8 protein-coding genes are annotated in these 14,364 nt (G+C 57.5%); 3 read left to right on the top strand and 5 right to left on the bottom strand.

What is annotated here, in order from left to right:
* Together Q0510_RS08885 and Q0510_RS08880 are read left to right on the top strand one after the other, a co-directional pair.
* Positions 1 to 1,039 (top strand): DUF4302 domain-containing protein (locus tag Q0510_RS08885; protein ID WP_298710163.1); only part of this gene is annotated, 1,039 nt, incomplete at its 5' end.
* Between the two features lie 51 nt (positions 1,040 to 1,090).
* Positions 1,091 to 1,699: a hypothetical protein gene (locus Q0510_RS08880; protein ID WP_298710162.1), complete on the top strand. Its 609-nt coding sequence runs from the start codon at positions 1,091 to 1,093 to the stop codon at positions 1,697 to 1,699.
* 71 nt (positions 1,700 to 1,770) lie between these two features.
* On the opposite strand, the gene Q0510_RS08875 is transcribed toward Q0510_RS08880, so the two are convergent.
* Entirely contained in the window at positions 1,771 to 3,609 is a 1,839-nt protein-coding gene (locus Q0510_RS08875) for a UbiD family decarboxylase (protein WP_298710160.1), read from the bottom strand.
* A gap of 169 nt (positions 3,610 to 3,778) precedes the next feature.
* Here Q0510_RS08875 and Q0510_RS08870 point away from each other — a divergent pair, with 169 nt between their 5' ends.
* The gene (locus Q0510_RS08870; protein ID WP_298710158.1) at positions 3,779 to 6,508 is read left to right on the top strand and encodes a family 78 glycoside hydrolase catalytic domain; all 2,730 of its coding nucleotides are present in this window, start codon (positions 3,779 to 3,781) and stop codon (positions 6,506 to 6,508) included.
* Positions 6,509 to 7,006: 498 nt separating this feature from the next.
* Here the strand turns inward: Q0510_RS08870 and Q0510_RS08865 are convergent, their stop codons facing one another.
* The 4 genes from Q0510_RS08865 to Q0510_RS08850 form a co-directional block, all read right to left on the bottom strand.
* On the bottom strand, positions 7,007 to 8,242 hold the full coding sequence (locus tag Q0510_RS08865; protein ID WP_298710156.1) for an MFS transporter: 1,236 nt from the start codon (positions 8,240 to 8,242) through the stop codon (positions 7,007 to 7,009).
* Between the two features lie 12 nt (positions 8,243 to 8,254).
* Positions 8,255 to 10,633: a hypothetical protein gene (locus Q0510_RS08860; RefSeq protein WP_298710154.1), complete on the bottom strand. Its 2,379-nt coding sequence runs from the start codon at positions 10,631 to 10,633 to the stop codon at positions 8,255 to 8,257.
* 37 nt (positions 10,634 to 10,670) lie between these two features.
* Positions 10,671 to 12,353 carry a RagB/SusD family nutrient uptake outer membrane protein gene (locus Q0510_RS08855; RefSeq protein ID WP_298710152.1) on the bottom strand — a complete coding sequence of 561 codons (1,683 nt, stop codon included), beginning with the start codon at positions 12,351 to 12,353 and terminating at the stop codon, positions 10,671 to 10,673.
* Between the two features lie 23 nt (positions 12,354 to 12,376).
* A partial coding sequence (locus tag Q0510_RS08850) for a SusC/RagA family TonB-linked outer membrane protein (RefSeq protein ID WP_298710151.1) occupies positions 12,377 to 14,364 on the bottom strand: 1,988 nt, incomplete at its 5' end.

Genomic DNA, 14,364 nt, shown 5'->3' with positions numbered 1-14,364 from the left:
GGATTTCGACGGCACCACAGCAGCCGTGCGCAAGGAAAGCAGCTACCGCCTGAAAGCACTGCAACAGCCAGCGCTGTTGTTCGATACTTATTCCTACATCCACATCCTGTCCGACCCGGCAGACTCCATTTCCGGAGGGCCCGTGGGCGTGGGGCTGAATGCGGATTTCGAATTCTCGCTGGATTCTATGTCGGCCGACCGGATCAAGCTCACCGGCCGCCAGCAGGGTTCCGTGATGATACTCCGCAGAGCCAGCACCCAGGACGTAGACGCCTGGCAAACCGGCAAATGGGCCGGCGGCACGCGGATCGCAGATGTCAAGAACAGGATCCGGAATTATTTCAAACGCCTCACGGTAGGCGGGCGGCAATATGAAGTGCGGGTGGATCCCAGTTTTCATACGATCACCTTCCTCTACCGCGACGCGGGCGGAACGGCGCGCACCCATACTACCGGTTATAATTATTCGGCAAACGGCCTCGTGCTGGATGAACCGCTGGTGAACGGCGCCAGCACCATCACCTCATTGTCGGGCATGACCTGGAATGGCGCCACGCTTTCCCTCAGCGTCAACGGCAACACGGCGGGCAGCATCGCCGGGGCCATTGCGCCGCTCGTGATAGATGCCACCGCCGGCCAGCGCTGGTACCAGGCTTCCCAGCAATCCTATTGGAGCGGAACGCCCTTCAATATCAATGGTGTCTGGGATCCGTTCGGCATCACGAAGCTGAAGGATTTTTATTTCCTCATCTTCCAGTTCGGTGCACAATACGACCTGTTCGGGTTTGTATTCCTGGGCCCCAATGGCCTGGAACTGCATTACGGCGTTGCCGCCGATACACCGACATTTATCAACGGCAGAACGATTTTTGAATCGCTGGGAGATCTGGGCGTACCGCCACCGGAAGCGCAAAGCGCCTACCAGCAAACGAAGGCCAAACTCATCAATCCCGATGGTTTCTGGTTTATACAAACCGGGCCTAACCAGTACGACATGGTGGACGCAACGGATGCCACCTCGTATATGGTGTGGTATTGATGTCATCAACTTGCAATCACTCAACTATTTTATAACCTAAATCCGAGTTTTATGAAAACGAACATGCCCCGGTTTTTATATTTCCTGATGGCTTTCGCCTTATTGGTTGCCGCTTGCGGAAAGGACGGTGATACCGGTCCCGCAGGCCCCGCTGGTCCCGCAGGCCCGCAAGGTCCCGGAGGTGCTGCCGGCCCCGGCGGTCCCCAGGGTGAGCCAGGAACGGCCAACGTGATCTATTCCGATTGGCTGGATGTAGGATACGAAGAGGATACGACGGTGATTGCAGTTGGCGATACATTGTTCAGATATTACAGCGGTATCGATGTTCCGAAACTGACGGCCGAAATCGCCAGCCAGGGTGAAGTGAAGGTGTACGTTAATATGGGAACGGCGGCAGAACCCTACATTACGCCTTTGCCGGTAGCGAATCTCGTGCTCTTCGGGGTGTTCATCAACATCAATTATCACTTCTATGCCGAAGTGATCGAGTTCAATTCCAATATCGACGCGGGAACCGGGTTGAACGCCCAAAACCAGAAGGTTTGGCAGTACCGGTATATCCTTATCCCCGGAGGGACCGCAGCGCGCAAGGCAGCCGGTGCCGATGTGGATTGGAACAACTACAAATCCGTACAGAAATATCTCAACCTGAAGGATTAATCTCCTTCCGGGTATAACAGAAAAGGCTGGTGCATACATTTTGCATCAGCCTTTTTTTATGTGTGGTAAAATTAAATGACCCCGTGCAGCACGCCGCCTTTCTTTCCCATCTCATCCACCTTCGCTTCTACGGCGGCGTCTTTAATGAGCGGCGGGGCGTGATGCGGTTTGATGCGCGCGTCGATGATAAATGGCCCGGTGCAGCCCCAGTGTTTGTGTTGAATGAAACTCCCGATCCCGTGGATATCGTGGGAAGGATTGCTCCGCGTAAACGTCACCCAAACGAAGTTGTTGATGTTCTCCGCCGTGAAGCCCGCATCGTCGCACAACACGATCATCGGCAGGCCGCTGAGGTCCGCGTTTTTGAGATATTCGTCGAGGATGGCGATTTGTTCCGTGGTGCCGGATTCGTTGGCGTATGCAGGCGCTTCCACGGCCAGTACACCGGGTAATGCCATTTTATACTGCGTGAAGGGGCGGGGAAGGCTGAAGCCAGCGGGCAGTTCTTTCCATAGTTCGCGGCGCTTGTCGCCTGCCGCGACGATGGCCACTTTGCTGCCTGCGTTGAGATCGCTGCCGGTGTAATCGAGGGTATCGATGGTAGTGTTGGTATGAAAATGGAAATCTCGCGCGGGATCGATGCGCTCCAGCATATGCATGAGGAACTTCGCGATGTCGTGCGTGTGCAGCGAGGGATCGTCTTCCTGCGCGCAGATGAACAGGTATTTGGCCAGGCTCAGCTGGTTGCTGCCCAGGATGTGGTTGGCGATGGTGAGGATTTCCTGGGGCTTGCGCTCTTTCAGGTACGGCGTGTACCGCTCGCTGCCAATGGCGAACAGCAGGGGATGTACACCGGCGGCGTCTACGGCATGGATCTCCCGCACCCCGGGAATCTCTTTCGGAATGGCATTCCCCGTGATCTCGTGGATCAGCGCGCCGAAGCTCGTGTCTTCCTGCGGCGGCCTGCCCACTACCGTAAACGACCATACGGGGTTTTGTTTATGATACCCCCGGCTCACTTTCATGAGCGGGAAAGGATGCGTGAGGCTGTAATATCCCAGGTGGTCGCCGAAAGGCCCTTCGGGCTTGTTTTCGTGGGGCATCACCGTGCCGGTGATCACGAAATCGGCATCGGCGGAAATGCAATACCCTTCATCGTCATAGAAATACCGGAAACGGCGGTTCCCCAGTGCGCCGGCGAACGTCATTTCCGACAACCCTTCCGGCAACGGCATCACGGCCGACAGCGGATGGGAGGGAGGCCCGCCCACGAAAATGCTCACCTTCAACGGCTGCCCTTTCGCATTGGCCTTCGTTTGGTGAATCCCGATGCCGCGGTGCAACTGGTAATGCAGCCCGATCTCTTCATTCTGTATATAATCATTACCGCCCAGCTGGATGCGGTACATGCCCAGGTTGGCGTTCATGATGCCCGGTTTGTCCGGGTCTTCGGTGTATACTTGCGGCATCGTCACGAAGGGCCCGCCATCCATGGGCCAGTTCACGATCTGCGGCAACTCCGCGATTGTGGTGCGGCCGAAGTTGATGGGCGCGCCTTTGCCGGTTTTCATCGGCAGGGCCGACAATGCCGTGGCGGCCACGTTCAGGTATTTGAAAGGATGTTTGACGGCTTTGACGGGATCGCCCTTGATGTCGACGAGGGTTTTGATCTTCTCCAGCGTGTCGCGGAACATGAACTTCGACCGGCCGAGCGTTCCGAACAGGTTGGACACCGCCGGGAACTTGCTGCCCTTGATGTTCTCGAACAGCAGCGCCGGCCCCTGGTGCTCATACACCCGCAGGTGAATGGCGGCTATTTCCAGCCAGGGATCTACTTCCTGTTTGATACGTATCAAATGCCCGTTCTTTTCCAGATCGGTGATGCAGTCGTGCAAGCTCTTGTAACCCATGGTATTTGCCGGTAATGTTGAATCGCATCAAAATTAAACAAGTTTCGGGAGATGTGGTGGCGGCGGCCCAACTGTCCTGCCCGCACGGCAGGATGGGTTATTGTCCCGTTTTTTATAATTTCCCCCAAACCCTCCGCCGGCTATGGCGGAAATGGAAAACTGATACAACATGCAACCAAAATGGATGTTACTGGCGCTGGTGCTTTGCTGCAACGCTTTGTCCGCGCAAACGCCCGCCCTTTCGCCTGTAAGGCTGAGCTGTGAATACAGGCAAAATCCCCTCGGCATCGATGCCCCCGCGCCCCGGCTGAGCTGGACGCTCGGCGGCGCCGGCCGCGATCTCCTGCAAACGGCCTATGAAGTCAACGTGAGCACCACCCGCAACGGAAACGGCGACGCCTGGAAGTCAGGGAAGGTCGTTTCCGGAGAAAATATCCACATCGCCTACGCCGGCGCCCCGCTGCAATCGTTCACGCGGTACTGGTGGCGGGTAAGGGTCTACGGGAAAGACGGAAAAGCCTCCGCATGGAGCGAACCCGCCTGGTTCGAAACCGGCGCCCTGGCGCCCGGCGACTGGACGGGCCAGTGGATCAACGATGGCAGCGTACCCGTTACAAAGGAGGAAGACCATTACGCAGACGATCCCATGCCCCTGCTGCGCAAGCCGTTCAGCACGAACGGGACCATTGCCGCTGCCAGGTTGTACATCACCGGCGCCGGGTATTATGAAGCCTATATCAACGGGAAAAAAGTGGGCGACCAGGTGCTCGATCCCGGGTGGACGAGCTACGGCAAACGCGTGCTCTACGCCGTGCACGATATTACATCGCTGTTAAAGCCCGGCAATAATGCCGCCGGCATCATGCTGGGCAACGGATGGTATAACCCGCTGCCGCTGCGGATGTGGGGATCCCGCAACTGGCGCGACTTCCTGGTTACGGGGCGCCCCTGTGCAAATGCCATGATCCGCATCACTTACACCAATGGCAAAACGGAAGTCATCGCCACCGATAACAGCTGGCAGGCGGCGCCGGGCCCGGTGATCCGCAACAGTGTTTATCTCGGCGAGCATTACGATGCCCGCCGCGAAATCAGGAACTGGTCGGCAAGTCAGCCGGCAGGGAACTGGCAGGCTGCAGTGGTAGTAAAAGGGCCGGAAGGAAAGATGGAAACGCAACAGCAACCGCCCATCCGCGTTACGCATACCCTCCGCCCGCGGAGCGTGAAGGAAGTAAAACCGGGCACTTACCTGGTGGATATGGGCCAGAACTTCGCCGGCACCGTGCGCATCCGCGTACAGGGGAAGGCAGGCAGCCAGGTGGTGTTGCGGTATGGGGAAGATACACTGAAAGACGGGCAGATCAACGTGATGACGGCTGTGGCGGGCCAGATCAAAGGCGGGAACGGCGGCCCCGGTGCGCCGCGCATCGCCTGGCAGGAAGACCGCTACACGCTGAAAGGTAACGGCCGCGAATCCTGGAGCCCGCGTTTTACGTTCCATGGATTCCGGTACGTGGAAATCACCGGCTGGCCCGGTAAACCGGGCATTGCGGATATAGACGGTCTCCGCCTGAGCGCGGATCTGCCATCCGCCGGCAGCTTCACCAGTTCCAATACCATGCTCAACCGCCTCGATGAGGTCATCCGATGGACCTTCCTCAGCAACGTATTCAGCGTGCAATCCGACTGCCCCGCGCGCGAGAAGCTGGCTTACGCGGGCGATATCCTCTGCAGCGCCGGAGCGTTCATGCACCGCTTCCAGATGCCGAACTTCTATACCAAAACCCTCCGCGACCACGAAGACGCGCAGCGCCCCCAGGGCGGCATCACGGAAACCGCGCCCTTCGTAGGGATTGCGGATAGCGGTCCGGGCGATGGCTCCGGGCCGATGGGGTGGCAGGCCGGTTACCCGTTCCTGATCAAAAGGATGTATGAGTTTTACGGCGATAAACGGATCGTGGAGGAAAGCTATGCTTCTATGCAAAAGCTGACGGATTTCCTGCATGCAAAGGCAAAAAATAATCTCTTCGAAACGGAAGACCTCGGCGACCACGAAGCGCTCGACGACCGGGAAATCCCGTTGTCGGCGTCCCTGTTTTACTACCTGACCGTGCGTACCATGGCGGAATTCGCCGTCATCACGGATAAACCGGCAGATGCCGCGAAGTACGCCGCCATCCACGACGATATCCGCCAGGCCGTCAAAAACAAATTCTATCAACCCGCGAACGGACAGTTCCGCAAAGGCACGCAAACCGCGCAGGCGATGGGGCTGTGGATGGATATTCTTGAAAAAGGCGAAGAAGAAAAAGCGCTGCAGGCGTTGCAAGCGGCTATCGACAAGAAGAACGGGCATATCGCCACGGGTATATTCGGCACCAAGATGATGTTCGATGTGTTGCGCGAACATAACCTGAATGAAGTGGCGTACCGGGTGGCGGATCAGCGCAGCTACCCGGGATGGGGGCATATGATCGGCAATGGCGCGACCACGCTGTGGGAAACCTGGGCGTATTCGGACAATACGTTTTCGCAGAACCATCCGATGTTCGGATCTATCGGCGAGTGGTTTTACCGTTCGCTGCTGGGCATCAATGCCGGCGAGCCGGGTTACCGCAAGATCATCATCAGGCCGCAACCTGCCGGGGATCTTACTTTCGCGAAAGGGCACATCCAGAGCATGTACGGCACTATCGGCAGCGACTGGCGCATCAGCAACGGCGTTTTTACCCTGAAAACCAGTATCCCCGCCAATACGACGGCGGAGGTGATGATCCCGCTGAAGCTGGGCACGGTGGTGAAGGAAAGCGGTAAGCCGCTGCAACCGCAACGGACCGAAAATGGCTATGCCGTGTTTGCCACTGGTTCGGGGAATTACGTGTTTACGGTTTCGAAGTAAGCAAGACATACACATGCCCGGATGGATTTCGCGATCCGTCCGGGCATTTTTTATGGCTGTTTTCCGTCAAACCTACTGACATCCTGCTGACATCCTTCAATGATTCTCCAAGTGGCTCCAATGCTGGCTTAGGTTTGAAGGGGTTTACCTGAAGGATGACTGAAGGATCATTGAAGGATCACTGAAATTTGCCGCTGCCCATGCTACTGACATCCTGCTGACATCCTCCGTCGATCCTCCGTCGGTGTTCGCTGGTGGTGCGGGTTTGAGGGTGTTTGAGCGGAGGATGGACGGAGGATTGGCGGAGAATTGTCCGGTTACCCCAGGTTTCTCCGGCCGTGGCCCCAACACGTCATACGTTTCACCCCATTATTTGCCGCCGCGTTGTTTTCATGCCTACTTTTACATTGTTGGGCCGGCAGCTGTGCGGCAAAGCAAACAGGGGCCGCCTTGTGGAAGGCAGCCCCTGTCTGGAAAGTAATTTCGGGAGTGGTGGTGTTAGTATTCTTCCACGAAATCCAAATCCCGGTGGTGGGTTTCGTCGATGGTGAAAATGGAGTAGAACCCGATGGCGAAGCAAACCAGGCCCACGATGGCGGCGGCGTTCACGGTGTTCACCAGGGGCTTCAGGAACCCGTAGGAGATCGTCATCGCTACAACCGTGCCGCGCACCATGTTGGGAATGGTGGTAGCGGCGGTGGCGCGGATGTTGGTCCCGAACTGCTCGGCCCCGATGGTAACGAACATGGCCCAGTAGCCGATGCCGAAGCCCAGCCACAGCGTCGCGAAATAGAGCATGGCGGCGGTTTGAATGCCGGCATACAGGAAGATGAGGCTCCCCAGGAACGTGAATCCCATCAGCAGCATCACGGCTTTGCGGCGCGATTGCATCCGGTAGCTGATGTAACCGCTGAGCAGGTCTCCACCCGCGAGGCCCACGTAGCACCACATCACGGCGAGGCCGGGTTTCACTTCCTCCACGATCCCCAGCGCTTTCCCAAACTCGTTGCTGAATGTGGAAAGTATACCGATCACATACCAGGTAGGTAAACCGATCCCGATGCATTTGAGATAGCGGATCAGCCTGTCTTTCTTTGTGAAAAATTGGATAAAACTTCCTTTGCGCACGTTCGCCATATCTTTCATGTTTACATACAGCCCGGATTCGAACACCCCGATCCGCAGCAGCAGCAACAGCGCACCGAGCGCGCCACCGGCAAAGTAAGCGTTCCGCCAGCTGAACAGTTCCACCGTGAAATAAGCCGCCACAGCGCCTAAAAGCCCTACACCCGCCACCAGCGAAGCGCCTAGCGCGCGCAATTGTTTCGGCAGGCTTTCGGATACCAGCGTGATCCCGGCGCCCAGCTCACCCGCCAGCCCAACACCTGCAATAAACCGCAGGATCTTATACTGGCCTACGTCCTGCACAAAGCCGCAGGCGAAATTCGCGAGGGAATAGGTGATGATGGAACCAAAAAGCACCGACAGCCGGCCTTTCCTGTCGCCCAGCACACCCCATAAAATGCCGCCAAGCAGGAGCCCGGTCATTTGCCAGTTGAGGATGGACGCGCCTTCCAGCGAAATGCCGGCTTCGCTCAAACCGAGATCGCGGAGACTGGGAATGCGCACGATGCCGAACAGCAGCAGGTCGTAAATGTCCACGAAGTACCCGAGGGCCGCCACGATCACCGGGGCGGAAAAAAGATATTGGAGCGTCGATTTTTCTGTTTGCATGGCTTTGCCGGTTTATTCGTATTTCATCCACACCGTGGCGTTGCAGTCTTTGTCCGATACCGCCCTGATCCAATGTGCGTTATAACCTTCAGGGAAAGTATGGCGAACGGTTTGGCCCGCCGGTACGCGGATGGTTTTGTAATCGTGCCAGCCATCCAGCTCGGTGTTGACCTGAAGCGTGATGTTGACGGTTTTATCCGCCGTAAGCGACACGGATTTGCGGTCGTACCCGGTCATCAGGAAAGGCAGCGAATGCTCGCCCGCCTTAACCGTCGTATTCTTCCACAACCCACCTTCGCCGACTGGTTTGCCGAGCTTCCACAGGTCGTCGATAGCGCCGAACCATAAACCGCCGGCAGGACCGTTCGTGTTGAAATAGTGCCCGTCGGCCGTGGCATTGGTTTTGGTGCCGCTGATCACCAGCAACCCGCGCCAGGTGCAGTAATCCGCGATCTTACGCTTGTGCGTGGTAACCGGCCGGATGGATGCAAAACCCGACTCGCGGCCGATTTCATAAAAAGTGCCATGTGCGTTGAGCATGTATCTTTCCGACTCCACCTCCCGTGCGCCGCGGGGCCAGCCGAAGGCCATGGGCTCGTCGTACCGCGCCGAAGTTTTAGGCAGGCGGAACGTGCCGGTGGCATCTGTTACGATAACGGATGCATCATCTGTCTTGAAATCCTGTTTCAGCGCAAGTATCTTTTCCATCCGCGCGGTGCTGTCGCCCACGCCTGCAACGTTTTGCAGTTTTTCGTCAATTTCCGCGTATCGCTTTTCGCCGCCCGCGATGCGGAGCACCTGCAGGTTTTTATTGCCTGCGCCGGGCCTGATCAGTTGCGCATCAAAACCGCCGTCTTCGTCGATGCCCGCCAGGGAGGCGAACATGGCATCGGGTTGCTGGTGGAGCTGGCCGCCGTAATGCAGGAAGGCGGAAGCCACGCAGTTTTGATCGGATTTGATGCGGAGCCAGCTGGCGCGGAAATTATCGGGGAAGATGAAGAACGCATACCCGTTTTTACCCGCCGTTACTTTTTTATACACCGTCCATTGGTTGTTGCCGTTTACATCCGTTTCAATGGTGAACGTAACGGGTTTGCCGTTGTGGTGGCTGAGATGCAGGACCTTCTTACCGCTACCTGATGCGAGATAAGGGTCGGAAGGAACGCCGGCTTTAACGGTATCTCCCATCCATGGCCCGCCCCAGCCGGAGGCGGGGCCCCAGGTCTGCAGGTCTTCCGGCGTGCCGAACCAGAGGTTGGATTGCGAGCGGCCGGCATAAGGGTTTTGCATGATGGTGGTTTCGTCGGTGGCCAATACCAGCTGCCCGTTCCATTCGCAGAAATCGGGGATGTATCGCAGGTGGCTGCCGATGGGCGTTACGCCGCCGCTGTTGGCGCGGGAAAAGGTTTTCGGAAAGTCGTAGAACATGCCGTGCATATCCATGAGCATTTTACCGTTGCCGATCTCGCGGATGCGCGGCCATTCCGTATACCAGCCTCCCCAGTGGTCGTAGGTGCGGGTGGCTTTGGGCATGCGGTAGGTGAACCATTTCCCGTTGTCGAGGAGTTTGAGGATAACGGAACGCTTGTCCCACCCGATGCTCCAGGCCGGCGCTTTATCGTCGGGCGCGCCGTAGATGCCGCCGGGGCCGGTTACGTCGGTGAATTGTTTCCTTTCGATGATGTCCCATTTATTGCCATCCCATTCCGCCAGCACGCCCATTTCTTCACTGTTTTTGGGAGCGCCGCCGGCGTGGAGGTCGCTTTGTTTGATGTCGAACACTTTATGCTCGCCGTTGTTGGCGATGATGAAGCGGCCCTGCGCGGTGTAGGCGCCTTTGCCGTGCCATCCGGGAACGGGTTTGTGGAAGAGCTTCTTCGCGGCCAGGGTGTGTACGTTGGTTTCATATACCATCCCTTCCATGTCGTAGAAATACACCATGTTGGCGGGATCGGTGAGGTGGCGCGCGGTGGCGGTCATGCGGCCGGGCATGGTGGAAAGCGGCAGTACCCGGACCTTCCCCTTGTCGTCGATAAAGTACGAGCCCGTGATCAGTTGGTTCGATTCGCGGTGGATGAGCCTGTTGGCGGGCGTGCCGCCTACGCTTTCGGGGTGGATGGTGAGCCGCAGGCTGCCGTCGATGCTGTACAGCTTGTCGGAGCTGCCCAGCGGGCAATGCGGGGAATAGGTCACCATCCATAATTTGCCCGCCCAGGGCGTGATGGCGCCGATCCCGCCTTCGCCGCCGTCGCCCCCGCAGGGATAACCGCCGCCTTCGTTGAAGACGGTGAGGTGAGGGTACACCCCGCTGATGCGCAGGTGCTTCCCCGGCCCGTTATCCGACTGGGCCGCCGCTGTTACACTGAGCCCCGCGGCAAGGACTGTCATCATACAAACTGCTGATATCTTCATGTATTCGATTTTTGTATCAATAATTGTCGTTCTGGGTGATTTTCGGGTTCACGCGTCTTTCCACGGCAGGCACCGGCCAGAGGTATTGTTTCGATTTGTCGAATTTCCTTTCCACCAGGATTTTCACATCGTTGCCAAACACGGTGTAGTCGGCAATGCCGTCTTCATCGAGCGGAGTAACGCCGGGGAAGGGCCATTTGGCGCGGTCCTGGTTGGCGGGGTCGGGCAGGCCGATAACGGGACGGGTGAGCACTTTTTCGGCGAGCTTCCAGCGGATGAGATCCATGTACCGGAGGCCTTCCTTCACCAGTTCCACCCTTCTTTCGCGCCGCACGATCCGCTTCAGCTCCGCGGGATCGGTAGTGGTAATGGCCGGGTAGGAAGCGGTGGCGGAAGGGTCAACGCCATAAGCGCGGGCCCTGATGCGGTTGATCGCGTCGCGTACGGAGGCGTCGCCCTCGTTCAGTTCGATTTTGGCTTCTGCATAAGTTAATAACACTTCCGCAAAACGGATAATTATGGCGTCGTTATCTTCCACGAGCCGGTCGGCCCAGGTTTGATCGATGCCTTTTTTCCACAGGAATCCCGTGTAGCTGGCGAAGGGCCGCACCGCGCGGTTATCGAAGTTCTGAACCATCCCGCCGGTTTTATAGTTGCGCACTGTGAGCGAATCCGGGTGGGGCTGATACGAAAACCCGAGCCAGTTGGTGCCGAATTCCACAATGGACATCGTGAGCCTGGGATCACGGTTTTCGAAAGGCCGCAGCGGGTTGTAACGGCTGGATTCGTCGATAGGCAAACCATCTGTACACTCGTAAGCGTCAACGATATCGCGGGTGGGGAGCCAGGCGCCGAAGCCGCCTGCGTTACGGGCGATGTAATCCTGCACAAAGCCGGCGCCATTGAAAACCTGTTGCTTTTCGTCGCGGGGGATGCTGATGATGATCTCTTTGCTGGTTTCGCCGGCTTTCAGGAAGAGCTGCGCGTAATTGCTCTCCAGCGTGTAGACGCCGGTGTTGGCCATCTGCATCACTTTCTCCGCGGCATCTTTCGCTTCCGCCCATTTGCCGGCATACAAGGCTGTACGCGCCTTGATCGCCAGCGCCGCACCTTTGGTCAGGCGCTTCACTTCTCCCGCTCCATAAGAAGGCGGTAAGTTTTCCGCGGCCCAGTCCAGCTCGCTGAAAATGAATTCGAGTACGGTGTTTTGGGGGGTGCGGGTGATATTCCCCGCGGCTTCCAGCGCCAGGGGCTCCGTGATAAACGGAACATCCCCGAAGCGGGCAATGAGCCGGGAGTATTGGAAAGCACGGATGAGGCGCATCTCCGCTTCCAGGCGCGTCATTACCGCGGCGGATGTGGTGGCGGAGGCGCGGTGCATATTGGCCAGGTACGAATTGGCGCGGGCAATGGCTTTGTAGCAATTCAGCCAATACGTTTGCACATTGCCGTCGTCGGCATTCATCGTGCCGCCGATCACCGCATTGGTCAACTGCGCGCGGTGCCAGTCGTTATCGGTATGCAATTCGTTGTCGACCGACCAGAACGGCAGCCTGTACAAATCATTGACGGCCATTTCCAGCTCGGTCTGGTTGGCGTAGAAGCCCCCGGTCGAAGGTTCCGAAGGCGGTGTTAGGTCCAGTTTGGCGCAGGAAGCAAGCCCCGCGGCCAGGCATATGATGGAAATTGTCTTTTTCACGTGAAATCGTTTTAAACGGTGTATTAGAATTTAACCACGGCACCGGCCATGAATGTTGCCGCAATCGGATAGCTGTAACTGCCCACCTCGGGGTCCAGGTACTTCGGCAGCTTGCTGAACGTCAACACATCGTTGGCGGCCACATAGATCCGCAGCGACTGCAGACCCACGGATTTCATCAGCTGCTCCCGCAGCGTATATCCCAGCGTGAGATTCTTCAGCCGGAAATACGCCCCGCTCATCAGCCAGTAGTCGGACAGCGCGTAGTTATTGGCGTTGGAAGTCCGGGACAGGCGCGGGTAAGTGGCGGCGCGGTTTTGTTCTTCCGAATTGTTCCTGCTCCAGAATTTCCCGGCTATTTCCACCGGCACATTCCCGAACGCTTCCGCGAAAGGCTGCACCACATCGGAATTCAACCGGCTCAGTTTTTTGCCTACGCCCTGGAATGTGAGGCCGAAGTCGATCCCTTTGTAATCCGCGCGCAGGTTGCCGCCGTAGAAGTACCGCGGCAGCGCGCCGCCCAGCAGTACTTTATCGTCGGGCGTGATCACACCGTCTTTGTTCATGTCCACATACCGCACGTCTCCCGGTTTGGTGTTGGCGCCCATCACGGGGCCTGCGGTTACTTCTTCCGCCGTCTGGAACAGGCCGTTGGATACATACCCGAACCATTCATTGTATTCGCTGCCGTTGCGGATGATCTGGTCGCCACGGAACTCGGTGCCTTTCAGGTCGCCGATGCGCGAGCGGGCGTCGGACAGGTTGGCGCCGATGGAATAGTTGACCTGGCCGATCCGGTCGCGCCAGTTCATTTCCAGCTCCCAGCCTTTCACATGCAGCGTACCTGCGTTCTGGTTAGGCTTGTCGTAGCCGATGTACAGCGGAATATCGAGGGGCAGGAGGATGTTGAATGTGGTTTTCTTGTAATACCCGGCCGAAATGTTCAGGCGGCTGTCGAAAAACGCCGCATCGATGCCGAAGTCGGTGGTGCGGGTGGTTTCCCAGGAAATGTTCTCCACGGCATAGGTCTGCTGGCCCGCGCCGATCTGCGGCACCACGCCGCCGGCCTGGTAGAAGAGCGCCGTGGTGAAGTCGAGGATGGCCTGGTAGGGATAGTTGCCGATCCTTTCGTTACCGGCTTCGCCCCAGCTGCCGCGTACTTTCAGGAACGACAGCCAGTTCACGCTTTTCAGGAAAGATTCTTCGGAAACGGTCCACCCTGCCGAAACGGAGGGGAATACCGCGCCGCGGTAGGCTTTGCCGAAGCGGGAGGACTTATCGTACCGGAGGTTCCCCTGCAACAGGTATTTCCCCAGGTAGGAATATTTCGCCCGGCCGAAGAACGAGCGAAGGGCGGATTCGTTGGCGGAGCCGCCATTGGTCCGCAACTCGAGCGAGCCTGCGTTCAGGTATGGCAGTGTTGTCAGCGGGAAGCCGCTTCTGCCGGCGCTTAATGTTTCGTAACGGTTATAGTTTTCCTCGTAACCGCCCAATATGTCGATCTCATGACCACCGCGCAGGCTGAGTGCATAATTGGCGAGCAACTGGCCGTTGATCGCGATGTTCTCGTTGCGCGTTTCGTCGAGGGTAGACCGCGGCTGGTTCACGACCGTGCTGAGGCTTCCATTGGGGTTCGTGAATTTGATCTGGGTGGAAAAGGTTTTGAATTTATCCATGTCGAAGGTGGGCGCTACCTGTGCGGAGAGCGTCAGTCCCTTCACTGGTTTGAAATTGAACATCAGCCGGCCGCCGATCTGGTTATAAAGGTCGCGTTTATTGCCCCCGGCGTGCAATTGTGCAATAGGGTTCCGGCCGTCTTTGGAAATGGCAAAACGGCCGTCGTTATAGTAATCGTCGTAGATGCCGGGCATAATTCGCCCTTCGTAGATCGGATTGGCGTTTGGCGCGTTTTCCTGTGTCCTTTTATAATAAAGGTCCAGCGTGGCGGATAACTTCGACGTGATCTGCAGGTCGTTGTTCACGCGCAGCAGGTACCGGTCGAAATTGTAAT

It is taken from the genome of uncultured Chitinophaga sp. (assembly GCF_937874145.1).
GTDB lineage: Bacteria > Bacteroidota > Bacteroidia > Chitinophagales > Chitinophagaceae > Chitinophaga.
The sequence above is the reverse complement of the archived record's forward strand: the minus strand, read 5'-3'. Positions and strand labels throughout refer to the sequence as shown.

What these genes read in the sequence shown, in the direction of transcription:
- Q0510_RS08865 (WP_298710156.1), bottom strand. Translation starts at nt 8,242, where the DNA reads ATGCAAACAGAAAAATCGACGCTCCAATATCTTTTTTCCGCCCCGGTG.
- Q0510_RS08860 (WP_298710154.1), bottom strand. Translation starts at nt 10,633, where the DNA reads ATGATGACAGTCCTTGCCGCGGGGCTCAGTGTAACAGCGGCGGCCCAG.
- Q0510_RS08880 (WP_298710162.1), top strand. Translation starts at nt 1,091, where the DNA reads ATGAAAACGAACATGCCCCGGTTTTTATATTTCCTGATGGCTTTCGCC.
- Q0510_RS08870 (WP_298710158.1), top strand. Translation starts at nt 3,779, where the DNA reads ATGCAACCAAAATGGATGTTACTGGCGCTGGTGCTTTGCTGCAACGCT.
- Q0510_RS08875 (WP_298710160.1), bottom strand. Translation starts at nt 3,609, where the DNA reads ATGGGTTACAAGAGCTTGCACGACTGCATCACCGATCTGGAAAAGAAC.